General features: G+C 66.7%; 28 protein-coding genes. 16 read left to right on the plus strand and 12 right to left on the minus strand.

What is annotated here, in order from left to right; translation table 11 throughout:
* The first annotated feature begins 166 nt into the window (after positions 1-166).
* Both ACRYLO_RS11715 and ACRYLO_RS11720 read left to right on the plus strand, forming a co-directional pair.
* The gene (locus ACRYLO_RS11715) at positions 167-982 is read left to right on the plus strand and encodes a cold-shock protein (protein ID WP_482660319.1); all 816 of its coding nucleotides are present in this window, start codon (positions 167-169) and stop codon (positions 980-982) included.
* Between the two features lie 10 nt (positions 983-992).
* Positions 993-1,823 carry a glutaminyl-peptide cyclotransferase gene (locus tag ACRYLO_RS11720; protein ID WP_482660320.1) on the plus strand — a complete coding sequence of 277 codons (831 nt, stop codon included), beginning with the start codon at positions 993-995 and terminating at the stop codon, positions 1,821-1,823.
* Here the strand turns inward: ACRYLO_RS11720 and ACRYLO_RS11725 are convergent, their stop codons facing one another.
* Positions 1,824-2,825 carry a DUF1176 domain-containing protein gene (locus ACRYLO_RS11725; RefSeq protein WP_482660321.1) on the minus strand — a complete coding sequence of 334 codons (1,002 nt, stop codon included), beginning with the start codon at positions 2,823-2,825 and terminating at the stop codon, positions 1,824-1,826. It abuts the gene before it with no gap.
* A gap of 68 nt (positions 2,826-2,893) precedes the next feature.
* Here ACRYLO_RS11725 and ACRYLO_RS11730 point away from each other — a divergent pair, with 68 nt between their 5' ends.
* Complete coding sequence (locus tag ACRYLO_RS11730; RefSeq protein WP_482660322.1) at positions 2,894-3,763, plus strand: 3-hydroxybutyryl-CoA dehydrogenase; 870 nt, start codon at positions 2,894-2,896, stop codon at positions 3,761-3,763.
* Here ACRYLO_RS11730 and ACRYLO_RS11735 read toward each other — a convergent pair.
* From ACRYLO_RS11735 to ACRYLO_RS11745, 3 genes are read right to left on the minus strand one after another with little or no spacing between them, the layout of a single operon-like run.
* Positions 3,730-4,089, minus strand: a complete 360-nt coding sequence (locus ACRYLO_RS11735) for a DMT family transporter (protein WP_482660323.1) — start codon at positions 4,087-4,089, stop codon at positions 3,730-3,732. The genes ACRYLO_RS11730 and ACRYLO_RS11735 overlap by 34 nt on opposite strands.
* Positions 4,086-4,859, minus strand: coding sequence for a MerR family transcriptional regulator (locus ACRYLO_RS11740; RefSeq protein WP_482660324.1), 774 nt, complete (start codon positions 4,857-4,859; stop codon positions 4,086-4,088). The genes ACRYLO_RS11735 and ACRYLO_RS11740 overlap by 4 nt, the downstream gene beginning before the upstream one ends.
* Before the next feature lie 46 nt (positions 4,860-4,905).
* Entirely contained in the window at positions 4,906-6,174 is a 1,269-nt protein-coding gene (locus ACRYLO_RS11745; protein ID WP_482660325.1) for a NupC/NupG family nucleoside CNT transporter, read from the minus strand.
* Between the two features lie 114 nt (positions 6,175-6,288).
* Between ACRYLO_RS11745 and ACRYLO_RS11750 the strand changes: the two genes are divergently transcribed.
* Positions 6,289-6,927 carry a queuosine precursor transporter gene (locus tag ACRYLO_RS11750; RefSeq protein ID WP_294015044.1) on the plus strand — a complete coding sequence of 213 codons (639 nt, stop codon included), beginning with the start codon at positions 6,289-6,291 and terminating at the stop codon, positions 6,925-6,927.
* A 16-nt stretch (positions 6,928-6,943) separates the two neighbouring features.
* Here ACRYLO_RS11750 and ACRYLO_RS11755 read toward each other — a convergent pair whose 3' ends face one another.
* Positions 6,944-7,315 (minus strand): SdpI family protein, encoded by a 372-nt coding sequence (locus ACRYLO_RS11755; RefSeq protein WP_482660326.1) that lies wholly within the window; start codon positions 7,313-7,315, stop codon positions 6,944-6,946.
* Complete coding sequence (locus ACRYLO_RS11760; protein ID WP_482660327.1) at positions 7,315-7,605, minus strand: autorepressor SdpR family transcription factor; 291 nt, start codon at positions 7,603-7,605, stop codon at positions 7,315-7,317. The genes ACRYLO_RS11755 and ACRYLO_RS11760 overlap by 1 nt, the downstream gene beginning before the upstream one ends.
* 81 nt (positions 7,606-7,686) lie before the next feature.
* On the opposite strand from ACRYLO_RS11760, the gene argB reads away from it, so the two are divergent.
* The 5 genes from argB to ACRYLO_RS11785 all read left to right on the plus strand — a co-directional run bounded on the left by argB (position 7,687) and on the right by ACRYLO_RS11785 (position 12,440).
* Positions 7,687-8,586, plus strand: coding sequence for an acetylglutamate kinase (gene argB / locus ACRYLO_RS11765; protein ID WP_482660328.1), 900 nt, complete (start codon positions 7,687-7,689; stop codon positions 8,584-8,586).
* Between the two features lie 93 nt (positions 8,587-8,679).
* Positions 8,680-8,976, plus strand: a complete 297-nt coding sequence (locus ACRYLO_RS11770; RefSeq protein ID WP_300501221.1) for a YggT family protein — start codon at positions 8,680-8,682, stop codon at positions 8,974-8,976.
* Complete coding sequence (locus ACRYLO_RS11775; RefSeq protein WP_482660329.1) at positions 8,973-9,284, plus strand: DUF167 domain-containing protein; 312 nt, start codon at positions 8,973-8,975, stop codon at positions 9,282-9,284. Before ACRYLO_RS11770 ends, ACRYLO_RS11775 begins: the two co-directional genes overlap by 4 nt.
* Positions 9,274-10,149, plus strand: coding sequence for a bifunctional methylenetetrahydrofolate dehydrogenase/methenyltetrahydrofolate cyclohydrolase FolD (gene folD, locus ACRYLO_RS11780; RefSeq protein ID WP_482660330.1), 876 nt, complete (start codon positions 9,274-9,276; stop codon positions 10,147-10,149). The genes ACRYLO_RS11775 and folD overlap by 11 nt, the downstream gene beginning before the upstream one ends.
* Positions 10,150-10,283: 134 nt before the next feature.
* Entirely contained in the window at positions 10,284-12,440 is a 2,157-nt protein-coding gene (locus tag ACRYLO_RS11785; protein ID WP_482660331.1) for a TonB-dependent receptor, read from the plus strand.
* A 92-nt stretch (positions 12,441-12,532) separates the two neighbouring features.
* Here the strand turns inward: ACRYLO_RS11785 and ung are convergent, their stop codons facing one another.
* On the minus strand, positions 12,533-13,210 hold the full coding sequence (gene ung, locus ACRYLO_RS11790) for a uracil-DNA glycosylase (RefSeq protein ID WP_482660332.1): 678 nt from the start codon (positions 13,208-13,210) through the stop codon (positions 12,533-12,535).
* Positions 13,211-13,255: 45 nt separating this feature from the next.
* Between ung and ACRYLO_RS11795 the strand changes: the two genes are divergently transcribed.
* Positions 13,256-13,627, plus strand: coding sequence for a tRNA-binding protein (locus tag ACRYLO_RS11795; protein WP_482660333.1), 372 nt, complete (start codon positions 13,256-13,258; stop codon positions 13,625-13,627).
* Here ACRYLO_RS11795 and ACRYLO_RS11800 read toward each other — a convergent pair.
* From ACRYLO_RS11800 to ubiG, 3 genes are all read right to left on the minus strand, one after another.
* Positions 13,624-14,187 (minus strand): hypothetical protein, encoded by a 564-nt coding sequence (locus ACRYLO_RS11800; protein ID WP_482660334.1) that lies wholly within the window; start codon positions 14,185-14,187, stop codon positions 13,624-13,626. The genes ACRYLO_RS11795 and ACRYLO_RS11800 overlap by 4 nt on opposite strands.
* Complete coding sequence (locus ACRYLO_RS11805) at positions 14,184-14,846, minus strand: hypothetical protein (RefSeq protein ID WP_482660335.1); 663 nt, start codon at positions 14,844-14,846, stop codon at positions 14,184-14,186. Before ACRYLO_RS11805 ends, ACRYLO_RS11800 begins: the two co-directional genes overlap by 4 nt.
* A 94-nt stretch (positions 14,847-14,940) precedes the next feature.
* Positions 14,941-15,669 (minus strand): bifunctional 2-polyprenyl-6-hydroxyphenol methylase/3-demethylubiquinol 3-O-methyltransferase UbiG, encoded by a 729-nt coding sequence (gene ubiG, locus ACRYLO_RS11810; protein ID WP_482660336.1) that lies wholly within the window; start codon positions 15,667-15,669, stop codon positions 14,941-14,943.
* Positions 15,670-15,735: 66 nt separating this feature from the next.
* Here ubiG and ACRYLO_RS11815 point away from each other — a divergent pair, with 66 nt between their 5' ends.
* Positions 15,736-16,995 carry an aspartate kinase gene (locus tag ACRYLO_RS11815; protein WP_482660337.1) on the plus strand — a complete coding sequence of 420 codons (1,260 nt, stop codon included), beginning with the start codon at positions 15,736-15,738 and terminating at the stop codon, positions 16,993-16,995.
* 6 nt (positions 16,996-17,001) lie between these two features.
* Here ACRYLO_RS11815 and ACRYLO_RS11820 read toward each other — a convergent pair whose 3' ends face one another.
* Positions 17,002-17,805, minus strand: a complete 804-nt coding sequence (locus tag ACRYLO_RS11820) for an endonuclease/exonuclease/phosphatase family protein (RefSeq protein WP_482660338.1) — start codon at positions 17,803-17,805, stop codon at positions 17,002-17,004.
* A gap of 9 nt (positions 17,806-17,814) precedes the next feature.
* Positions 17,815-18,270: an AAC(3)-I family aminoglycoside N-acetyltransferase gene (locus ACRYLO_RS11825; RefSeq protein ID WP_482660339.1), complete on the minus strand. Its 456-nt coding sequence runs from the start codon at positions 18,268-18,270 to the stop codon at positions 17,815-17,817.
* Between the two features lie 52 nt (positions 18,271-18,322).
* On the opposite strand from ACRYLO_RS11825, the gene ACRYLO_RS11830 reads away from it, so the two are divergent.
* The 5 genes from ACRYLO_RS11830 to ACRYLO_RS11850 all read left to right on the plus strand — a co-directional run bounded on the left by ACRYLO_RS11830 (position 18,323) and on the right by ACRYLO_RS11850 (position 24,140).
* Positions 18,323-18,829, plus strand: a complete 507-nt coding sequence (locus tag ACRYLO_RS11830) for a hypothetical protein (protein WP_482660340.1) — start codon at positions 18,323-18,325, stop codon at positions 18,827-18,829.
* Between the two features lie 47 nt (positions 18,830-18,876).
* Complete coding sequence (locus tag ACRYLO_RS11835; protein WP_482660341.1) at positions 18,877-19,896, plus strand: NAD(P)H-dependent flavin oxidoreductase; 1,020 nt, start codon at positions 18,877-18,879, stop codon at positions 19,894-19,896.
* A 175-nt stretch (positions 19,897-20,071) separates the two neighbouring features.
* On the plus strand, positions 20,072-20,767 hold the full coding sequence (locus ACRYLO_RS11840; protein WP_482660342.1) for a hypothetical protein: 696 nt from the start codon (positions 20,072-20,074) through the stop codon (positions 20,765-20,767).
* Between the two features lie 41 nt (positions 20,768-20,808).
* Positions 20,809-23,094: a phosphoenolpyruvate--protein phosphotransferase gene (ptsP, locus tag ACRYLO_RS11845; protein ID WP_482660343.1), complete on the plus strand. Its 2,286-nt coding sequence runs from the start codon at positions 20,809-20,811 to the stop codon at positions 23,092-23,094.
* A gap of 101 nt (positions 23,095-23,195) precedes the next feature.
* On the plus strand, positions 23,196-24,140 hold the full coding sequence (locus tag ACRYLO_RS11850; protein WP_482660344.1) for a helix-turn-helix domain-containing protein: 945 nt from the start codon (positions 23,196-23,198) through the stop codon (positions 24,138-24,140).
* Positions 24,141-24,154: the final 14 nt, after the last annotated feature.

A 24,154-nucleotide genomic window follows, 5' to 3' on the forward strand; every position in this document is an offset into this window, starting at 1 on the left:
ATCCGTCGAACCGGTGCCAAAATCGCGACGAAAATGTTCGCGCATCTTCGCGATCTGGTCTATGTCCGATTCCATAGGCGTGTCGCAAACGCCGGAATAGCTGCGCCTTCGTCCGGTGTCAGCCGTTCGATTCGAATATGGGCGAACCGGGAAGACGAACAGGGCAATGAGTTTTGATCGAGGGCGCCGCGGCGAGCGCGGCGGACGTGGCAGAGACAAGCGCGACGGCTTCGGCGGCGACGATTTCGGTGGTGGCAGCAGCTTCGGCGACCGCGGTGGCTTTGGCGGCGGTTTTGGTGATCGCGGCGGCTTTGGCGGCGGCGATCGCTTCGGCGGCGGCGGCGGCGGTGGCGGTGGTTACCGCGGCGGCGGCGGCGGCTTTGGCGGCGGTGGCGGCGGCGGCTTTGGTGGTGGCGGCGGCGGCGGTGGCCGCGGCATGCCCCCGCAGGTCGTTGGCGAAGGCACCGGCGTCGTAAAGTTCTTCAACGCGCAGAAAGGCTTCGGCTTCGTCGTCCGCGATGACGGCGGCGAAGACGTGTTCGTGCACATCAGCGCGGTCGAGCAGGCCGGCCTGACCGGTCTGGCGGAAGGCCAGCCGCTGGGCTTTACGCTGGTCGATCGTGGCGGGCGCATCAGCGCGACCGACCTCAAGATCGACGGCGAGCCGATGCCGGTCGAGGACCGTGGGCCTCCGCGTGAGCGGAGCGATCGTCCCGAGCGCGGCCCCGGTGGCGGCGGCATGGGCGGCCCGCAGCGACAGCTGACGGGTGAGAAGGCGACCGGAACGGTCAAGTTCTTCAACGCCATGAAGGGCTTCGGCTTCATCCAGCGTGACGACGGCCAGCCCGATGCGTTCGTGCACATCAGTGCGGTCGAGCGCGCCGGCATGCCGACGCTCAACGAAGGCGATCGGCTCGAGTTCGAGCTCGAGGTGGACCGTCGCGGCAAATATGCCGCGGTGAACCTGACGCCCGGCTCGTAAAGTACGTCCCATGTTCCGGCTGACCATCGCCGGACGGGGGATCATCGCGGGGGCTGCCCTGGCCATATTGGCCGCGGCAGCCCCTGTTGTTTCGGCTCCCGGCCCAACCCAGACGACAGCACCCGCCCCTGCGCCCGCCGAGGTGCCGGTCGAGGCCGCGCGCATCCTCGCCACCCATCCGCATGATGCCAATGCCTTTACCCAGGGCCTGTTCTTCGCCGATGGCGCGCTGTTCGAAAGCACCGGACAGCATGGCGAATCGGTGGTGCGCGAAGTCGACCTGCTCACCGGCAAGGTCCGGCGTGAGGTGCGGTTGCCGCGCGAATATTTCGGTGAGGGCAGCACCGGCTGGGACGACACGATCATCAGCCTGACCTGGAAGCACGGCACCGCATTTCGCTGGGATCGCCGCACGCTGCGCCAGATCGGCACGTTCAGCTATTCGGGCGAGGGTTGGGGCCTGACGCAGGACGGCAAGAGCCTGATCCTGAGCGACGGCACTCCCGAACTGCGCTTCCTCGATCCCGTCACCTTTGCCGAGCAGCGACGCATCACCGTTACCTATCAGGGGCGCCCGATTCGCCGCCTCAACGAGCTGGAATATGTGCGCGGCGAGATCCTCGCGAATATCTGGCATCAGGATCTGATCGTGCGGATCGACCCGGCGACCGGGGTGATCACCGGCGTCATCGACCTGCGCGACCTGGCCGCGGCCGTACCGGTGACGGACAGCGAATCGGTGCTGAACGGCATCGCCTATGACGCGAAGACCGGGAAGCTCTATGTCACTGGCAAGAACTGGCCCTCGCTCTACGAAATCGCGCTGCCAACTCCGAACTGATCAGCGCGGCACGGCCTTTGCCCGCCACACCGTGAGCCAGTTCATCGATCCGCGACACTCACCCATCGCGCGCGCCTCGGTCAGGCGAAACCGGCTGCCGTCCCAGACATAGGTTTCCGCGCTGCCGCAATCGCCGATGCCGCGCCCCTTGGCATAGCTGCCCAATTCTCCGGTCGTCAGGTCGAACCCGGCATTGACCAGCATCGGCGGGCCATCTGCGGTCCATCCGGGTGGCGAATCGAATGCGGCAATCTCCGCCTTCCCGCCCCGGACAACATAGGCGATGCTCGAGAAGTTGTACGCCCCCGCACCGCACGGGACCAGCGCCAACGTCGCGCCGCCGCCAAGTGCGTAACGCTCAACGTCGGGCCGCGCCTCGCCCGCATAGTTTTCGGCGCAGTCCGACTGGTTCCACAGCTGTGCGAGCAGCGCGGGAGACAGCACGGCCGGTGTTCCGGCTGGACGGGTCGAGGCGATCACCGGCAGCGGTGGCGCAGCGGGGACCGCGCTGGCGGGATTCGCACCCTTTGCAATGGCAGCGGTCGTCGTCCCCGCCCTGCCCTGCTCGGCATCGATGAAGCGCAGCGATGCCGATGAGCCCGTCAGCGAGATGCGCCCGAGCGGCTTGCCGGCGCTATTGCGGACGACCACTGCCTTGCCGTTGGCCAGCGCATCGACCAGCGTCAGCGCTTCGGCACCGCTGAACGAATCGCCGCGCCACACCACCGCCGCACTGGCCGCGGGTGCGCCCTCGACCTGTACGGTCATTCCGGCGGGTGCGTCCTCGCCCATCAGCTCGACTTCCCATCCCCCAGTCGGCCCGGCTTCACGCGTCACCGCCATCTGCCAGCCGTCGTCGGACCAATCGCCGCCCTCGGGCTGCAGCGAGGTCATCTCGCACCGCTTCACATTGTCGCAGGCGACGACCCAGTCGCCAAAGGTCTTCATCGGCCCCTGTTGCGGGGCGGCCTGGGCGAGTGCGAGCATTGCGAGGATCAGCATGGCGCGCATCCTAGCGGTTCGCGCAGCGACGCGGTAGGAGGCGCGCAACAGATTTGATGGAGATGGCGATGAAGACGGTTGGCGTGATCGGCGCGGGGCAGATGGGGGCGGGCATCGCCCAGGTTTCGGCGCAGGCGGGCTATCGCGTGCTGCTGTCCGACATGGACGTCGAACGCGCCGAGAAGGGCAAGGCGGGCATCGCCAAGCAGCTTGCGCGCGCGGTCGAGAAGGAAAAGATCACCGCCGATGCCCGCGACGCGGCGGTCGCCAATATCGAATGCGTCGGCGGCACCGATGCCTTCGCGCCGTGCGATCTGGTCATCGAAGCCGCGACCGAGCGCGAGGAGATCAAGCGCAGCATCTTCGCCAATGCCGGCAAGGTGCTGAGCGACACCGCAATCCTCGCCAGCAACACCTCGTCGATCCCGATCACCCGGCTGGCACAGGCCGCGCCCGATCCTGCGCGCTTCATGGGCGTGCATTTCTTCAATCCGGTGCCGGTCATGGGCCTGATCGAGCTGATCCGCGGCCTTGCCACCAGTGACGCGACGGTCGCGGCGGTCGAGGCGTTCGGCAAGACGCTGAACAAGCGGATCGTCCACGCGAACGACGCGCCGGGCTTCATCGTCAATCGCGTGCTGATGCCGTTCCTCAACGAAGCGTGCTTCGCGGTCGGCGAGGGCGTGGCGACGATTCCCGATGTCGATGCGGCGATTCAGCTTGGCCTCAACCACCCGATGGGGCCGTTCACGCTGGCCGATTTCATCGGGCTCGACACCTGCCTGGAGATCACCCGCGTGCTGTTCGAAGGCACTGGCGACCCTAAGTTCCGCCCCGCCCCGCTGCTGATCAAATATGTCGAGGCCGGCTGGTATGGGCGGAAAACCGGGCGGGGTTTTTACGATTATTCGGGCGCGGAGCCGGTGCCGACGCGGTGAGGTTCGGCGGGGGTCGACAGGTTGAGGCCGACCGCCCCCACCGCAATCAACGCGATGAAGCCGATCTGGACCGGCGTCAGGCTCTGTCGGAACAACAACACGCCGATCAGCGCGACCAGCGTGATCCCGACGCCCGACCAGATCGCATAGGCCACCCCCATCGGAATGCGGGTGAAGGCAAAGCCGAGCAGCCAGAAGCAGATCGAATAGAGCATGATCGAGGCGACGCCAAAAAGCGGGCGACTGAACCCGTTGGACGCCTTGAGCAGGCTGGTCGCCGCAACTTCAAAGGCGATGGCAATCGCGAGCAGAACCCACGTGTTCATTTGACTTCTCCCGTCATGCGCGCCGCAGCGGCAAGCTTGATGAAATCCCATACCTGTTTGCTGAAGCCCGGATCGACCGCGTCGCCCCATTGGTCCATTTCGTCATACATGCGCGCAACGCCGGCAAAGACCTGTGGCGAGGCGGCGCGCGCGAAGGGCCGAAGCAACGTCATCCATGCATCGACAAAGCCCTGTGCCTCGGCGCTGCGGGGATCGAGCGGCAGCGCTGCTTCGATTTGGGAGCCAAGGTCGCGCCACGCCTGAGCATAGCTGGCCTGGTCGAAACCGGCGGGGAGTGCAGCCCAGCTGGCTGCGAAATTGGCGCGATCCTTCACATCCAGATAGCGTGCGGCGATCGTCGCCATGTCGGCGGCATTGACCGGCTCTTCGCCCGTCCTGATCAGCGCGCACAGCGTAACGATGTCGATCGGTTCGCCGCGATCGATGCGCGCGCGGACCGACAGCAACAGCACGCGGGAGGCCACCAACTCGGCCGCTTGCGCCTCCAGCGTCGCGATCCGCGCGGCGATCAGCGGGCCGAGGTCGAGTGGCCCCCGGGCGAGCATCGCGGCAATGTCCTTGAGCGGAAAGCCCAGCCGCTTCAGCGCAGTCGCGGCATTCAGCCGGGAAAGGTCGTCCGCGCCATAGACCCGACGCTGGCCGGCGGTGCGCCCCGGTGCGACGATTCCGCACTGTTCGTAATGGCGCAACGCGCGCAGCGACAGACCCGTGCGCCGCGCAACCTCACCAATCTCCATCCGATCGCTCATGGGTAGCATCCTACCCGCTGACGTAACGTCAGGAGCAAGCGCTAATTCACGGCAGCATCAGCCCCGCCAGCGCCGCACTGAGCAGGTTCGCGAGGCTGCCGGCGAGCAGCGCCTTGATCCCGAGCTTGGCGATCATCGGGCGCTGGTTGGGGGCGAGGCTGCCGGTCGCGGCCATCTGGATCGCGATCGAGCTGAAATTGGCGAAACCGCACAGCGCGAAGGTGATGATCGCGGTGCTGCGCTCGCTCAACCCCTGAGTCTGGCCGAGGTTGAGGAAGGCGACGAATTCGTTGAGCACCATCTTGGTGCCGAACAGGCCGCCGGCCGCAGCGGTCTCGTTCCACGGAATGCCGACGAGGAACATCACCGGGGCAAAGGCGGTGCCGATGATCCCCTGAAACGTTAGGTCGGGATAGCCGAACAGACCGCCGACCGTGCCGAGCAGGCCGTTGGCGAGCGCGACCAATGCGACAAAGGCCAGCACCATCGCACCGACCGCGACCGCGATCTTGACGCCGGTCTGCGCGCCCATCGCGGCGGCCATGATGATGTTGGCGGCGCGTTCCTCGTCCACCTCATTCTCGACCGCGCGGATCACCGCTTCCTCGCCATCGACCAGCGTGTCTTCGAGCGGGAGTTCGTCCGCCTTGGTCGCAGGCTCGTCAGGCATCATGATCTTGGCCATCAGCAGCCCGCCGGGCGCGGCCATGAAGCTGGCGGCGAGCAGGAACTGGATGTTGATCCCCATCGCCGCATAGGCAGCAAGGATTGTCCCCGCGACGCCCGCCATGCCGACCGACATGATCGCGAACAGCTGTGACGGGGTCAGGCTGGCGAGATAGGGGCGGATGACCAGCGGCGATTCGCTCTGGCCGACGAAGATGTTCGCCGCCGAGCACAGCGATTCGACCTTGCTGACCCCGGTCACCTTTTCGATCGCGCCGCCGATCCAGCGGACCAGGAACTGCATGATCTTGAGGTGATAGAGCACCGAGACGAGCGCGGCGAAGAAGATGATGACCGGCAGCGCGGCGATCGCGAAGCTCTGCCCGCCGACTTCGGGCCGGGCGAGCGGACCGAAGATGAAATCGGTGCCCGCCTGCGCATAGCCGAGCAGCTCCGACACGCCCTTCGCCATCCACTCGATCGCGGCGCGGCCGGCGGGGACGTAGAGCACGAGGAAGGCGATCCCCGCCTGCAACGCAAAGGCCGGGCCGACGACCCGCAGCCGAATCGCGCGCTTGTTCGAGGAGAGCAGGAAGGCGATCGCGAGAATCGCGACGACGCCGAGAATGCCGATCGGAAGATTGTTCAACTGGAAACCCCTTTGGGCCGCGTCTTGCGCGCGGCATTCGGGGTGGCACCATAGCGTGTGGCGCGCGCACCGCTAGACGCTTCCGTCAGCAACAAAACCGCGTTACGCAGCGCAATGACCACACCGGCTCCGCTGACGCGCTCGCTCTTCGTCCTTTCGATCTTTTACGGCGGCATGGTCTGCATTGCGGGCGTGCTGGGTAACAAGCAGGTGGCATTGGGGCCGCTGGCGGTAGAGGCGGGCATCTTCGCCTTCCTGCTGCTGGTCGCCGTGTCGAGCGCGATTGCGGAACTGCACGGGCGGGTGACCGCGAACCAGCTGGTGCGGTTTGGCTTCATCCCGCTGCTCGCATCGATGCTGCTGTCCTGGCTGGTCTGGGCGCTGCCCGCTTCGCCCAAGATGGGGCCGGAATATCGCGACGCGATCCAGCTGATCCTGGGGACGACCTGGCGCATCTGGGGCGCGGGGATCGTCGCCTATGGCGTGTCGCAGACGCTCAACGTCACCATCTTCAGCGCGATGCGCGGCGGCGAGGGCAGCAAGATGCTGTGGCTGCGCGCCGGCGTGGCGGGCATTCTCAGCCAGATCGTCGACACTTTGATCTTCATCACCCTCGCCTTTTACGGCGAATTCCCGATCGGTCCGCTGCTGGTCGGCCAGCTGATTTCGAAGATCGCGCTGTCGGCGCTGCTGGTGCCGGTGCTGATCTATGCCTTTGTTGCGCTCGGGCGGCGACTGGACCGGGCGGGCTGACACCCGCCCGCGCGGGTCACGCCCGCGCCTTGGTCCGCAGCGACTGGCAATAGCCGATGGTGATCGCGAGGCCGGCGACGACCGCGCCGCCGCCGACGAACACCGCCGTCTGGATCGGCAGCACCGCGAACGCCCCGGCATAGATCAGCCCGCTGATCATGAGTGACCAGCCGCCGACGCGATGCACCTTGCGCGCGAGTGCGCTCGGCACGAAGCGCTTGGGCATCATGTTGCCGAACCACGCGACCATCAGGCCGGTCGCGCCGAGCACGATGCGCGTGACGGTGTCATGATCGACATGGCCGGCACTGCGCGCCGAGCTGAGGCCCAGCGCGAGCACGACGATGCCCACGCCCCAAGCGAGGCTGACCTTGGTTTCGCTGTTCATCACGCACGCTCCTTGTCGGGCGCGGTCGATCCGCTGCCCCCGAATGAATCGACAAAGCCCAGCAGCGCTTCTTCGAGCACCGAAAGCTTCAAATGGTAGATGACCGACTTCCCCGCCTTCTCCGCGTGGACGAGGTCGGCATCCTTGAGCACCGCGAAATGCGCCGACATGGTCGGTTTCGACACATCGAACTGGTCACTCAGATCACCCGCGCTCATCGGCCCCTTGCGCAGCAATTGCAGCACGCGGCGGCGGGTGGGGTCGGACAATGCCTTGAAGACCAAGCTCATGATTCGTCATTTAGCTAATTATCGAATTGAGTCAAGCGACCCATGCTTTCACGATCGGCCAACTCCCGCTAAGGGCGCGGCATGACCGATCACGCACCCGACCCCGCAATGCTGGCCAAGGCCGAGACGCTGACCGACGCGCTGCCCTATATGCAGCGTTACAAGGGCAAGACGTTCGTCGTGAAATATGGCGGCCACGCGATGGGCGATCCCGAGCTGGCGCGCGACTTTGCCGAGGATGTCGTGCTGCTCAAGGCGGTCGGGATCAACCCGGTCGTCGTGCACGGTGGCGGGCCGCAGATCGGGTCGATGCTCAAGCGGCTGGGCGTCGAATCGCAGTTTGTCGGCGGGCTGCGCGTCACCGATGCCGAAACCGCGCGGATCGCCGAAATGGTGCTGGCCGGATCGATCAACAAGGAAATCGTCAGCTGGATCGGCGCAGCCGGCGGCAAGGCGCTCGGCATTTCGGGCAAGGATTCGGGGCTGGTCACCGCGCGCAAAGTTCAGCGCGATTCCGCCGATCCGCTGCAGGGCATCGAACGCCATGTCGATCTGGGCTTTGTCGGCGAGCCGGTGGCGGTCGATGCGTCGGTGCTGACCACGCTGAGCGATCAGGGCTTCATCCCGGTGATCGCTCCGATTGCGCTGGGCGCGGACGGCCACACCTACAACATCAATGCCGACACCATGGCGGGGGCGATCGCCGGCGCGCTCGGCGCATCGCGTTTCTTCCTGCTCACCGATGTCCCCGGCGTGCTCGACAAGGACAAGCAGCTGCTGACCGACCTCGACCCCGGCCGGATCATGGCGCTGAAGGCCGATGGGACGATCAGCGGGGGCATGATCCCCAAGGTCGAAACGTGCGTTGCCGCGGTCGATGCCGGGGTGGACGCCGCGGTCATCCTCGACGGGCGAATCCCGCATGCGATGCTGCTCGAAATCTTCACCACGCAGGGCGCGGGAACCTTGGTTCACCGCTAAGGCGTATTACATACTCAACACAGTTGCCGATAGCTGCCGCTTTCCTGTAAAAGCGCCAAAACTCCGGAGGCCCGATTGGACCCGTTTTTGAACATGCTCTTCGGGATCGTACAGATCCTGCTCAATGCGCTGTGGTGGGTCATCGTCATCCAGGCGGTGCTGTCGATCCTGATCTCGTTCAACGTGATCAACGACTATAATCAGTTCGTGAACACGCTGTGGCGCGGCCTGAACACGCTGACCGAGCCGATCTATCGCCCGATCCGCCGCATACTGCCCGATACCGGCCCGATGGATTTCGCGCCGTTCGTGGTGCTGATCCTGATCGCGATCATCAACTATGCCGTGATCCCCAACCTCGCAATGGCGCTCGCCAGCTCGGCGGCGTGAGCCTGCCCTGGCGGGAAGCGCCGCCGGGCCTGATCGTCGCTGTGCGCGCGACACCGCGCGCGTCGAAGAGCGTGCTGCTCCCCGGCGCACCCGAGCATTTCGCCGCGCGGATCGCCGCGCCGCCCGTCGAGGGTGCCGCCAATGCTGCGCTGATCGAGCTAGTCGCCAAGACGTTTGGCGTGGCCAAGCGCGACGTGACGCTGATCGCGGGGGACACTGCGCGGGTGAAGCGCTTGTCCATCGCGGGCGATCCCGAGAGACTGGCAGGAATCGCCGCAGCGATCTATGGGGCGGGGCATGAGCGCTGAGATCATCGACGGCAAGGCATTCGCCGCCAATCTGCGGGCCCGGGTGGGCGAGGCTGCGGCGGCATTTGAGGCACAGGCGGGCCGCAAGGCTGGCCTCGCGGTGGTGCTGGTCGGCGACGACCCCGCCTCGGCCGTTTATGTTCGCAGCAAGGGCAAGGCGACGGTCGCTGCCAACATGGCGAGCTTCGAGCATAGCCTGCCCGCCGACACGACTCAGGACACGCTGATCGCGCTGGTGCGCCAGTTGAACGCCGATGCGGCGGTCGACGGCATCCTTGTCCAGCTGCCGCTGCCCCGCCATCTCGACGAGCAGGCGGTGGTCGCGGCAATCGATCCGAACAAGGATGTCGATGGGCTGACCCCGGTCAGCGCGGGTCGGCTGGCGCTCGGCATCGACGGGCTGGTGCCGTGCACCCCGCTCGGCAGCCTGATGCTGTTACAGGATCAGATCGGTGACCTGTCCGGGCTCGACGCGATCGTCATCGGCCGCTCGATCCTGGTCGGCAAGCCGATGGCGGCGCTGCTTACTGCCGCGAACTGCACCGTCACCCTCGCCCATTCGCGCACCCGCGACCTCGCCCATCATGTCAGCCGCGCCGATATCGTCGTGGCGGCGGTCGGTCGTGCGGGCTTCGTCAAGGGCGAGTGGCTCAAGCCCGGCGCGACGGTGATCGATGTCGGCATCAACCGCGTCGACGGCGCGCTGGTCGGCGATGTCGAGTTCGACAGCGCGGCATCGGTCGCGGGCGCGATCACCCCGGTCCCGGGCGGGGTCGGGCCGATGACCATTGCCTGCCTGCTGCGCAACGCGCTGGTCGCGGCGTATCGCAACGCGGATATCGAGTTCGACGCCGCCGCGCTCTGATCGCGGACTGCGCCCCCAGGAAATTCGACCGCAGCCGCGCGACCTGTCGTCGCAGTGCAGCAAATTCCCTCTTGTGACGTTGTATCATTGCACATATGAGATCGCGCAAATTCAGTTCAGGGAATTGCGTAACCATGAAGTTCAGCACGATCCTGCTCGCCACGAGCATCCTCGCCGCCCCCGCCTTTGCCCAGACCAGCGATCATGCCGAGCGTGACCGGTCGAGCCGCAATCCGGTGCATGGCGAGACGGTCGAGGAAGTGGTGATCAGCGCGCCCGGCATCGAGCGGCTCGACCTGCTCGCCGGTACCTCGGTCGTCACCGGTGACGAGCTGGTGCGCGACATTCGCGGCCAGATCGGCGATTCGCTGACCCAGGTTCCGGGCGTGTCGGCGACATCGTTCAGCCCGGGCGCGTCGCGTCCGGTCCTGCGCGGCTTTCAGGGTGAGCGCGTCCGCGTGCTGACCGATGGCCTTGGCACGCTCGACGCGTCGAACACCTCGACCGACCATGCCGTGTCGATCGAGCCGCTGACTGCGGAGCGGATCGAAGTGCTGCGCGGCCCCGCCGTGCTGCTGTTCGGCAGCCAGGCAATTGGCGGTGCGGTCAACGTGCTCGACCGCCGCATCCCGCGCGCGGTGCCGGAGAATGGTTTCCATGTCGACGCGATCGGCGCCTATGGCTCGGCCGCGGACGAGCGCGGCGGCGGCGCGGCGGTGGACTTTGCGATCACGCCGCAGATCGTCGCGCATATCGACGGCAGCTATCGCAAGAGCGACGACCTGCGAGTCGGCGGCTATGTGCTGAGCGCCCCGCTGCGCGCCGAGCAGCTCGAGATTGCCGAGGAAGAGGCAGACGAGGGGCATCTTGAGGAAGCCGAAGAGGCGCTGGAGAATGCCAACCGCCGCGGTCGCCTGCCCAATAGCGGCACGCGCACCTATTCGCTGGGCGGCGGCGTCGCGCTGATCAACGATGGCGGCAGCCTCGGCTTCTCCGCCGGCTATTACGACACGCGCTATGGCGTCCCGACGCGGCCGGGCGCGCATCACGATCATGGCGGCGGCGGTGCGCATGAGGAAGAGGGCGACGTCACGATCGGCCTTCAGCAGTTCCGCGCCGATATGCGCGGCGAAGTGAAGATCGGCGGCGGCCTGGTCGATGCCCTGCGCGTGCGCGTCGGCTATTCGGACTATGAACATACCGAGTTCGAGGGCGACGAGGTCGGCACCGTCTTTTACAACGAAGGCTTTGAAGGTCGGCTCGAACTGGTTCAGGCGAACCGTGACGGCTGGCGCGGCGTGACCGGCTTCCAGGCCTTTACGCGCAACTTCAACGCGGTCGGTGCCGAAGCGTTCGTGCCCAAGAACGTCACCGATCAATATGGCGTGTTCACGCTGCAGGAAGTCGATCTCGGCGCGATCGGGCTGGAAGGCGCGCTGCGCTACGAGCACACCCGCGTCCGCTCGAACACCGTCAAGCTCGATCTGGACGAGGACGGCCCGACCGGCGCGTTCGACCGCCGCTTCGACGCCTTCTCCGGCGCGATCGGCCTATCCTATGCGCTCGCGCCCGATGTGAAAATCGGGTTCAACGTGTCGCGCGCGGTCCGCGCGCCTTCGGCCGAGGAACTGTTCTCCAACGGGCCGCACATCGCCACGCAATCCTATGAGGTCGGCAACCCCAATTTCCGCACCGAAAAGAGCTGGGGCGGCGAAGTCTATGCGCGCGGTGCCGCTGGGCCGGTGCGCTTCCAGATCGCGGCCTATGCCAACTGGTTCGACGACTACATTTATGAAGTCGCGACCGGCGACGAGATCGACGAACTGCCGGTGTTCGAGTTCCGCCAGGCCGAAGCGCGCTATCTGGGCGTCGAGGGTGAGGTGTCGACGACCTTCATCGATGGCGGCGAAGGCGGCTTCTCGCTCGGCGGCAATCTGGTCGCCGACTATGTCCATGCCGAGCTGGAGGATGGCAGCGCGGTTCCCCGCATCCCGCCGTTCCGCGTGCTCGCCGGGATCGACGCCAGCCAGGGCCAGTTCGGCGGCCGGGTCGAGGTCGAGCATGCGGTGCGCCAGACGCGCGTCGCCGAGTTCGAGAGCGAAACCCCGGCCTTCACCTTCGTCAACGCATCGCTGACCTGGCACCCGCTGGGCGAAAAGCGCGAGACCGCGATCATCCTGTCGGCGAACAACATCTTCGACGTCGATGCACGCCGCCATGCGAGCTTCACCAAGGATTTCGTGCCGCTCCCCGGCCGCGACATCCGGGTGTCGGCACGGTTGAGCTTTTAACCAAATTCGTCGCCCCGGCGCAGGCCGGGGCCGCCAAGTTTGAGGGGATCTCTTCGCCACGTGGCGGCCCCGGCCTGCGCCGGGGCGACGGGCTATATCTCAGGCAGTGCCCAGTCGATTTCGCCGCGCCCATTCGCTTCAAGAAACGCATTCGCCTGCGAAAACGGGCGCGAGCCGAAGAAACCGCCATGCGCCGACAATGGCGAGGGGTGGACCGATTTCAGCACCAGATGGCGCGGATCGACTGACGCCGCCTTTTTCTGCGCATGGCTGCCCCACAGCATGAACACCACCGGATCGGGCAGCGCGTTGACCTGTGCCACCACCGCATCGGTGAACCGCTCCCACCCCCGCCCCTTGTGCGACGCCGCCAGCCCCATCTCGACCGTCAGGCAGTTGTTGAGCAGCAACACGCCCTGTCTCGCCCAATGCTCCAGGAAGCCGTGTCCCGGCGGGTCGATGCCAAGATCGCTCTTCAGCTCCTTGTAGATATTCACCAGGCTCGGCGGCACCTTCACCCCCGGCTGGACCGAGAAGCACAGGCCATGCGCCTGCCCCTCGCCATGATAAGGGTCCTGCCCCAGAATCACGACGCGGACGCTTTCCGGCGGGGTCAGGTCGAGCGCGCGGAACCAGTCGGCACCCTTGGGAAAGATGCGCTTCCCGGCCGCCTTTTCCGCCATAAGGAATGCGCGCAGATCGGCCATATAGGGGCTGTCGAACTCGGCTTGCAGCGGTTCGAGCCAGCTTGGGTGCAGCTTCACGGTCATGGGCAGGGACTGGGCGAATCCGGCCAGCTGTGTCAATCGAGCGTGATGCACATGACCCATGCCGCCAACGCCCCCGCCGCGCCGGAAATCAGCTTCGACCAGTTCCTTGCGGTCGATATCCGTATCGGCACGATCATCGCCGCCGAGCCCTTCCCCGAGGCGCGCAAGCCCGCGTTCAAGCTGACGATCGACTTCGGCCCGGCGATCGGGGTCAAACGCTCCTCGGCGCAGATCACCGAACATTACACGCTCGACGACCTTCCCGGGCGACAGGTCGCGGCGGTGGTCAACTTCCCGCCGCGCCAGATCGGCCCGATGATGTCGGAAGTGCTGACGCTCGGCTTCCCCGATGCGGAGGGGAAGGTCGTGCTGTTCCACCCGAGCGTGCCGGTGCCCAATGGCGGGCGGCTGTTCTAACGCGCGACCGCTTGTCGGAAATCGGGATCTTCGAGTAGCGTTTCGACGAGCTGCGAATAGAGCGCGACATATTCGCGTTCCGCAGCATCGATCGCGACTGCACCGATGAAGGACGAGTTCCAGTTCGCCTCGACTCGCAGCGTTTTTTCCATCTTTACCGCGCCGTTTTCGGTGACGCGGAAGGTCGCGGCGAGTGCGCCCGTGGCCTGACCGACCTTCGGATTCGCCGAATTCTCGATGAGGTCCGCCGAAATGGTGAACCGCGCATTCGGATCAAGTTTGCCCGCGAGCCGCAATTGCTCGGCCAGCGTCTCGCCGAGATAGGCAGCGAACGAGGTCTTGTTGGGCGGCAACAGGCGGAAGGCGCGCAGGCCGACTGCCCGATCCGAACCCGGCGGCAGCCCCGGGCCGAGCTGAAATGCGCCGATGGCGAGCGGCGGAATCTGCGGCGCGCTGGCCGCCCGCACCGCACGCGGCGACGCGGACGGCGGGGCAGCGGTGGCGCTGCACCCGGCCAGCGCGGCGCTCAGCCCCGTCAGCAGCAGGATGCGGCGGTTCATGCCCCGGGCTGTGCCGGTGCGGCTGCGGCCGGTTCGGTCGGCGCGGTTCCGGCAAAGGCTGGGTCCAGCGCCAGCTGGTTAACCGCGTGCCCGATGCCCTGGCGCACGATGGTCTCGATCCCGATCACCGCATTCTTGACCTGGATCAGCTCCGGACCCGGCACCTCCTTGGTGCCCATCGTCAGCCATAGGCCGTGCGTCACTTCGCGCCGGATCGGCGTCGCACCGGCGGCGGCGTTATATTCGGCGACGATCAGATAGCCGTCGCGGACCACCGTTTTGGCCAGGCCGAAGGTCAGGCCGGTGACGAACCCCTTCCCCGCCGCATCCTTCTGCACGATATTGTCCATCGTGATGGCCAGCATCGCGCCGCCCTCCACCGGCGTTTCCAGCACTTCCGAGAAGGCGCCCGATTCGCGGACCAGCTTGAAGACCTGTTCCTTGACATATTTGGTCGCCTTGGGGTTGGCCTTCTGGTCGGTGGTGAATTGGAAGACGAGCTGAACCGGGCGCGGCTTTTCAACCTTGGCGCGCTGTTCGGCGGTCAGTTCGCCCAGCTTGCTTTCGATATAATATTTGGCCGCCTGCGCCGGCGCGGCGATGATCATGGCGATCGCTAACGTCGCGCCAATCAGCGCGCGCAGAACTCCGAACAGCATAGAATCCCCCCTTGGTTGAGCGGCAGTTCTGCTGGGCCGGATCGCGCAAGACAAGATGGTTTCGGCGGCGTAATACGCCGCAATAACCTTGCCCTTACCCGCGCCGCGCGGTGAGCAAATAGTTAAGCGCCATATCCTCGCTCAGATGAAACCCCGCGCCCGGCGAGAAGCTGAGGCCGCGCAGGTCGGATACGGTCATCCCGGCATCCTCGAGCAGCCCGGTCAATTCCTCGGGCGTCAGGAACTTGGCGTGATCGTGCGTCCCGCGCGGGATCATGCCAAGCCCCTCGCCCACCGTGATCATCGCCAGGCGCGATAGCGGAGTGCGGTTGGGGGTCGACAGGATCATCAGCCCGCCCGGTGCCAGCGCCGCGACCAGACCGCGCACGAACGCCGCCGGGTCCGCGACATGCTCGATCACCTCCATCGATGTGACCAGGTCGAACTGGCGCCCCGCGACCTGCGTCTCGAACTCGCCCGCGCGATAATCGATGGTCAGCCCCGCCGCTTGGGCATGCGCGCGCGCCGCGCCGATATTTTCGGGCGCAGCATCCACCCCCGTCACCGCCGCGCCCATCCGCGCCAGCGGCTCGCACAGCAACCCGGCGCCGCAGCCGACATCGAGCGCGGTCCGGCCCTTGAGCGGCGCGAAATCGCGCGGATCGCTGCCCCAATGCGCGTCGATCGCCTCACGGATATAGCGCAACCGCACCGGATTGAGCCGGTGGAGCATCGCCGACTCCCCCTTCGGATTCCACCAGTCCGCCGCGAGCCGGCCGAAATGTTCAGCTTCACGCGGGTCAATCGTTGCTTTGCTTGTCATCGCCATCCCCCCCTCTTATCAGCGCGCCCACAGCTTCCCAACCGGGACTTTGGGGGACAGGTTCAGATGGCGCGTATCGTGATGAAGTTCGGCGGCACGTCGATGGCCGGGATCGAGCGGATTCGCAACGTTGCCGCGCGCGTGAAGCGCGAATGGGAAGCGGGCAATCAGGTCGCGGTCGTCGTGTCGGCGATGGCGGGCGAGACCGACCGGCTGGTCGGCTTCTGCAAGGAAGCTTCGCCGCTCTACGACCTGCGCGAATATGACGTGGTCGTCGCATCGGGCGAGCAGGTGACGAGCGGCCTGCTGGCGATCACGCTGCAGGCGATGGGCGTTCCGGCGCGCAGCTGGCTCGGCTGGCAGCTGCCGATCCATACCAGCAGCGCGCATGCCAGCGCCCGGATCGACACCATCGACACCGATACGCTCAATGCGAGCCTGGCCGACGGCCATGTCGCGGTGATCCCGGGCTTTCAGGGCGTCGCCGACGATCATCGCATCACCACGCTCGGCCGCGGCGGATCGGACACCAGCGCGGTCGCGGTCGCGGCGGCGATGAAGGCGGACCGGTGCGACATCTACACCGATGTCGACGGCGTCTACACCACCGACCCGCGCATCGTTCCGCGCGCGCGCAAGCTGACCAAGGTCACCTATGAAGAGATGCTGGAACTGGCGAGCGTCGGGGCGAAGGTGCTCCAGACCCGCTCGGTCGGGCTGGCGATGAAGGAGGGGGTGCGCGTGCGCGTCCTCTCGTCCTTTGAGGATACGCATGACGAGGAGGGCCATCGCGGCACGCTGATCGTCGGCGAAGAGGAGATTAACGACGTGGAACGGCAGCTCATCACCGGCATCGCCGCCGACAAGAACGAAGCCAAGGTGACGCTGACCAACGTCCCCGACCGGCCCGGCGCGGTCGCGCATATCTTCGGCCCGCTGGCCGAGTCCGGGATCAATGTCGACATGATCGTCCAGAACGTCGCGCACGCCACCGGATCGACCGATGTGACGTTCACCGTGCCGCGCGCCGAACTCGCCCGCGCACTCGACGTGCTCGGCAAGGCCAAGGCGCCGATCGGCTATGATGCGCTGATCCACGATACCAAGATCGCCAAGATCAGTGTCGTTGGGGTCGGCATGCGCAGCCATGCCGGCGTTGCCGCGACGATGTTCGACACGCTGGCGGATCGGCGGATCAACATCCTCGCCATCACCACCAGCGAGATCAAGGTGTCGGTGCTGATCCACGAGGACGAAACCGAACTCGCCGTCCGCGTGCTGCATACCGCCTATGGTCTGGATGTTCCGGAGGACGAAGCAGCCTGAGCTTGCTCAGCGCGGCGTCAACGTCGCAGCTACACCGTAGTGATCGGACGGGAACTCGCCATTCACCGCGTCCGCAATGCGGCGCGCGTCGCTGACCTCGAATTGGCGCGGATCGGCAAAGATATGGTCGATCACGCGCGCCCTGTGCCCGCGCTCGACCACCAGCGTCGTGTCGGTCGCGCCCGGGGCAAGCGCCGGCTCAAGGCCACGGATCGCAAGCGGGGCGAGCGCGGCTTCGTCGAGCGGGGCGTTGAAGTCGCCCATCAGCACCACCGGCACATCCTCGGTCGGCAGCCAGCCGAGCAGGCCGCCAATTTGCTGCGCCCGCACCGGTCCGGCATCGGGCTGGTGCGCCAGATGCGTGTTGACCATATCGAACAGCCGCCCGCCCGCCCGAACCCGCACGCGCAGTGCGGTGCGATAGTCGTTCAGCGGCTCCAGCTTGATCGTGTCGGTCTCGACCACCGGCAGGCGCGTCAGGATGGCATTGCCATAGCGGTTGGCCGCGCCGACGGGAGAGGTCGACATGAACTCCACGCGATAGCCGCCCAGCGCGGCGGCGATCGTCTCGGCCTGGTTGGGCAGGTTCTTTTTCGCGTCTTGCAGCACCTCCTGCAGCCCGATGACATCGGCATCGGCGGCCCGCAGCGCATCGACGATCAGCTTCAGCCGCAGCGGCCAGTTGCCGGCATCGTGCCAGATGTTGAACGTCACCACCCGCAGCGGCTGGCGCGGTGCCATGGCGCGCGGGGCGCATGCGGCGAGCGGGGCGGCGGCAGCGGCGGCGAGCAGGGTGCGACGATCGATCATGGCGCGGCTTTAATCGGGATCGACCGGGATGTCGAAGTGCAACACATCCTCGCGCACGCCCAATTTGGTGTAGAGCGCGATCGCGGGCGGATCGACATAATCGGCCTGGACATAGATCACCCACGCCCCGGCCGACCGCGCGATCGGGCGCAGCGCGTCGATCAGCGAAGTGGCGATGCCGCGCCGCCGCTGCGCCTCCGCCACGGCGAGGTCGTAGATGTAAATCTCACTGCGTGCCTGTTCGAACTTGGGCAGGATATAGGCCGCGAGCGCGCCGACCATCGCGCCGTTGGCCTCCGCCACTAGCGCGATGAAATGGGGATTGGCGAGCAGCGCCGCGACATGATCCGGCCCGGGTGGCGCGGACAGATAGCTTTCCGCATCCTCGAACTCCCGCGCAAACAGCGCGTTCATCGCGGCGAGTGCGGCGGGGTCATTCGGGCCGAGGCGGCGAATCTGCGACATGCGCTTATCCTTGGGTATTGAACTCCGGCGCGTCCACCGCATTGTTAACGCCATGCGTATGATCGTCCCCGCCCTTATGCTCGCGCTCGCCGCCTGCTCGCCCGCCCCGGTTCCGCCGCCCAATGCAAGCGAGGCTGAGCCGACACCGATCGAATCCGGCATTCCGCCCGCTCCGACACCCAGTCCCTCGCCGATCACACTCGGCCTCGTGACCGAGGCAGCGGCGGCACAGGTCATCGGCGAACTGCGCTGCGCCTTCCTCTCGGACGCCAGCGATCTGCTGCTGGTCGGCGCAGGCGATGTCGACAAGGCGAGCCGTGCAACGGCGGTGGTGATGCGCGGCGCGACGCCGGTGCTGCTCACCGCGCGCGCGCCCGGAGGGTTCGATGCAATGGCAAAGGGCGGCAGCTTTACCGACGCCGAACTGACCGCATCGATCACGCGCGGCGCCCCGCGTGAGACTGAACATGAAGGGTCGAGCCACACCGCAACGCTGTCGGTCGAGGCACCCGGCTCAGCGCCGCTGGCGATCGACGGCGTGTGGGAATGCGGCCCCTGAGCGCTCGTGGCTTGCCTAACTGCGCGGACCGGCGCTAGGCGAGCGCCATGACCATTGGTAAACAGCGCCTTCAGCGCCGCATGGCGCGCGGCATCGAATTTCTGGGCAGCGAGACCGCGATCCTGTGCGGCGCGATGTCGTGGGTCAGCGAGCGCAACCTCGTCTCAGCCATCTCCAACGCGGGCGGGTTCGGCCTGATCGCGTGCGGGGCGATGACGCCCGAGCTGCTGGATGCCGAGATCGCGGCGACCAAGGCACTGACCGACAAGCCGTTCGGCGTAAACCTGATCACCATGCACCCGATGCTGTTCGACCTGATCGCGGTCTGCGCGAAGCATCAGGTGACGCATATCGTCCTCGCCGGCGGCCTGCCCCCGGCAGGCTCGCTCGACGCGATCAAGGGCAATGGCGCGAAGCTGATCTGCTTTGCCCCGGCGCTATCGCTCGCCAAGAAGCTGATCCGCAGCGGCGTCGATGCGCTGGTGGTCGAGGGGATGGAGGCCGGTGGCCATATCGGCCCGGTATCGACCAGCGTACTCGCGCAGGAAATCCTGCCCGAAGTGTCGGAGCAGGTGCCGGTGTTCGTCGCGGGCGGGATCGGGCGTGGCGAGGCGATTGCCGGCTATCTCGACATGGGTGCCGCGGGCGTCCAGCTCGGCACGCGCTTTGCCTGCGCGACCGAGAGCATCGCGCATCCGAACTTCAAGAAAGCGTTCTTCCGCGCCAGCGCGCGCGACGCGATCTCCAGCGTGCAGATCGACCCGCGCCTGCCGGTGATCCCGGTCCGCGCGCTCAAGAACGCGTCATCCGAGCTGTTCACCGCCAAGCAGCGCGAAGTCGCGCAGCTGCTCGACGAGGGCAAGGTCGAGATGATGGAGGCGCAGCTCCAGATCGAACATTATTGGGCCGGCGCGCTGCGCCGCGCGGTGATCGAGGGCGATGTCGACAATGGCTCGCTGATGGCCGGCCAGTCGGTCGGCATGGTGACCAAGGAAGAACCCGTCGCCGACATCATCGCCCAGCTGATGGCCGAGGCGGCGGCGGCACTGGAGAAGCGGGCGAATTGATTTCCGAAGCTGCGGTCGCGCTTCCAGTCTGCTCGCTGAGCATTTCCACATTCCGTCACCCGAACAAGTTCAGCATGACGGAATTTTTGGCGATGGTCGCCTCATCGGCAGCATCTCGCCCCATTCGCCCGCGCGTTTAACCAGTCGTTGACTCCAGCCTGCTTGGGTGTCGGGCATGTCCCGCTTTCTCCTCGCCCTCCCGCTGCTCGCCCTCGCGAGCGCCTGCGCCGAGCCGGAGCGGATCGCCGCTCCCGCCCCGCTCCCGGTTCCCGCGCCTGCCCCAACCCAGACCGCAGCACCACGCGCGCCCGACGGGGCTGCAGCGAACCTTGTCATCCCGGCACGCCTGCCGGACGGCAGCTATGCGACCCCCAACCGCGAGGTTTCCGCCGCAGCAGCCGCGTGGCATCTGCGCGCCGCGTTCAACGTCGCGGCGCTCAACTGCAACGATCCGGCGCTCGCCCCCGCCTATAACCAGTTCCTCAAGGCGCATCGCGGAGCACTGAAGGCGGCGCATCATGCGCTGACCCGCGAATATGGCGACTCAGCGGCGTTCGATCCGGCGATGACGCGGCTTTACAATTATTTCGCGCAGCCACCGGTGATGGCGCAGTTCTGCGCGACCGCCGCGCCGCTGCTGCATCAGCTTGCGCTGCCCGCCGCCGAACTCCCGTCGGTCGCGCCCGCCGCGCTGGCGCAGGTCGATCGCCCCTTCACCGATTTCTACGCGCGTTACGATGCCTGGCGCGCCGATCTGGCGGCATGGCGCGCGGGTACGCCAGTCGCCGCCCCGCGCCTTGCCTATGCCGCCGAAATCTTTCGCGCCGAAACGGACATTGGCGGCGGCACCGTCACGCTCGCCGCGCGCTGAATTCCTTGGCGGTACCCGGGCGATCTGTTAGCGATTCGCGCATGCCCGTTTCCGCCGCCGCCTCCGCCCGCGAAATTCTGACGCGGTTGCACGACGTGATGGCGTCGCGCACCCCGGCCCAGTCCAAGCTGAACGCGGTGGTCGAGATCATCGGGGAGTCGCTGCGCAGCGAAGTGTGCTCGATCTATCTGCTGCGCGAAGGCGTGCTCGAGCTGTTCGCCACGCGCGGCCTGGCGCAGGAGGCGGTGCACGTCACCAAGCTCGCGCTTGGCGAGGGTCTGGTCGGCATGATCGCGAAGAATGTCGAAACGCTGAACCTGGACGAGGCCGCTTCGCACCCCGACTTCGCCTATCGCCCCGAAACCGGCGAAGAGCAATTCCACAGCTTTGCCGGGGTGCCGATCATCCGCAAGGAGCGCGCGGTCGGTGTGCTCGCGGTCCAGCATGCCGATCCCCGCAAATATGAAGAGGTGGAGATCGAAGCGTTGCAGACCGTGGCGATGGTGCTGTCGGAACTGATCGCCAATGCCGGCCTTATCGACAGCGCCGACACGAGCGCTGGCGGATCGACCCGGGCGCAACCGACCGCGACCGCGCGCATCGCCGGGTTCAAGCTGGTCGAGGGCATGGCGGCGGGTGCCGCCGTCTTCCACCAGCCGCGCATTACCATCGAGCATACCGTCGCCGAGGATACCGAGGCCGAGCGCCACCGCGTCTATGCCGCGTTCGACAAGATGCGCGAACAGATCGACCGCATGACCAGCCAGGCCGAATTCGGCGTCGGCGGCGAGCATGAGGAGATCCTCGAGACCTACAAGATGTTCGCCTATGACGAGGGCTGGGGCCGTCGCATCAATGAGGCGATCGACAGCGGCCTGACCGCCGAGGCAGCGATCGAGCGGGTGCAGCAGCGCACCCGGATGCGGATGCGGCAGATCGACGATCCGCTGCTGCGTGAGCGGATGCACGATCTGGAGGATCTGTCCAACCGGTTGCTGCGGATCGTGTCGGGCCAACTCGGCACCGCCGCGCAGCTGGGGTTGCGGCAGGATTCGATCCTGATCGCGCGCAATCTCGGCCCCGCCGAGCTGCTCGAATATGACCGCCGCCGCCTCAAGGGCGTGATCCTTGAGGAAGGGTCGCTGACCGCGCATGTCACCATCGTCGCACGGGCGATGGGCGTACCGGTGCTCGGCCGCGTCAAGGATGTCCGCCGCCTGGTCGCGGAGGGCGACCGGCTGCTGCTCGACGTGACCGAAGGCTCGCTGGTCGTGCGCCCGACCCATGCGATGGAAGAGGTGTTCGAGGCAAAGCTGCTGATCACGCAGAAGCGCCGCGCCGCCTTTGCCGCGATGCGCAACCTGGCGCCCGAGACGCGCGACGGGCATCGCGTGACGGTGATGGTCAATGCCGGCCTGCGCGACGATGTCGCGGCGCTCGACCTGACCGGTGCCGACGGGATCGGTCTGTTCCGCACCGAATTCCAGTTCCTTGTCTCCGCCACTCTGCCGCAGCGCGAGGGGCAGAAGCGCCTGTATCGCGACGTGCTGGAGGCGGCGGGCGACCGCCCGGTGATCTTCCGCACCGTCGATATCGGCGGCGACAAGGCGCTCCCCTATCTCGACCATGACGAAAATGGCGAGGAAGAAAATCCGGCGATGGGCTGGCGCGCGCTGCGGCTGGCGCTCGATCGCGAAGGGCTGATGAAGGTGCAGGCGCGCGCGTTGCTCGAAGCAGCGGCGGGGCGGACACTGAGCGTCATGTTCCCGATGGTGTCCGAACCATGGGAGTTCGAACAGGCGCGCGCGATTTTCGAGGTGCAGCGCGCCTGGCTGGAGGCGCGCGGGCACAAATTGCCGCTGCACATCCGCTATGGCGCGATGCTGGAGGTGCCGGCGCTGGCCGAAGTGCTCGACATTCTGTTGCCGCAGATCGATTTCCTTTCGATCGGCACCAATGACCTCACCCAGTTTCTGTTCGCCGCCGATCGCGCGCACCCCAAGCTGGCGGTGCGCTACGATTGGCTGAGCCCGTCGATCCTGCGCTTCCTGCGTCGCGTGACGCGCGAGGCCCATGCGGCCAAGGTGCCGGTCGCAGTATGCGGGGAGATGGGCGGGCGGCCGCTGGAGGCGATGGCGCTGATCGGCCTTGGCATCGATCGTCTGTCGATCACCCCGGCGGCGGTCGGGCCGGTCAAGGCGATGGTCCGCAGCCTCGACCATGCCGCGCTCGGCACGGCGATGGAACAGTTGCTCGCCAAGCCACCGCGCGACATGCGCGCCGCACTGGAAGCCTGGGCTGCGGAGCATGGGGTCGAGCTCGCCTGAGCCAAAAGCCCGACGCATGCTGGCATTTCAGGTAGTGCGCACGTTGACACTCCTTTAAGGAATGCAGCAAGGCGCGAATATCAGGCACCGGAGGGAATTGAATGGACGGCGAACCGGGCGACACCCCGAACCTGTTTCCGGTTAAGGTCGGGGAAAAGCTGCGCGACGCCCGGCTGGCGCAGGGCCTGGAGCTGTCCGACGTCGCCAGCCGCACCCGCGTGCCGCTGCGCCATCTCGCCGCGATCGAGGCATCGGATTATTCGGGGCTCCCGTCGACCACCTACGCGATCGGCTTCGTCAAGGCCTATGCGCGCGCGGTGGGCGCGGACGAGGTCGCCCTGGCCCGCGAGCTGCGCGCCGAGACCGCGTCCACCTTTGCCGCGCGCGAAGTCTATGAAAGCTATGACCCCGAGGATCCGGTGCGCGAACCGCCGAGCGCGCTTGCCTGGGGCGGCGCGATCGTCGCAATCCTGCTGCTCGCCGCAGTCGGCCTCTGGTATGGCACCGATCTGTTCCGCAGCGGCACCAGCGCCGTGCCGGAGCCGACCCCGACCGCCATCGCCACGCCCGACGCCGCCCCGACCGAGGCCGCACCGACAGCGACCGGTGGGCAGGTGACGCTGATCGCGCAGCAGCCGGTGTGGCTGCGCATCTATGACGCGACGGGCACGCGCCTGTTCGAAAAGGAAATGACGGCGGGCGAGCGCTATGACCTGCCAGCCGATGCCAATGGTCCGATGATCAATGTCGGACGTCCAGAGGCGCTGCAGGTCACGATCGACGGGGTCGAAGTCGAACCGCTCGGCCGTCCCGGGATCGCGATCAAGGATGTGGCGATCAGTGCGGGCGCGTTGCGGACGCGCGGCCAGCCGGGGGCGATGCCAACGCCGACGGCGGGTGAAAGCCCGGCTGCGGCGCGTGCCGCTCCCGTGCGTCGCGCGCCGACGACGCGGTCGGCACCGGCCGAACGCTCGCCCGCCGCCACGCCCGCGCCAGTGGTGCAACCGGCGCCGACGCCCGAGCCGCTGGCCGCGCCGGGTGCTTAAGCGCAGGGTCAGCA

The organism is Sphingomonas sp. SDUR79 (assembly GCF_056821745.1).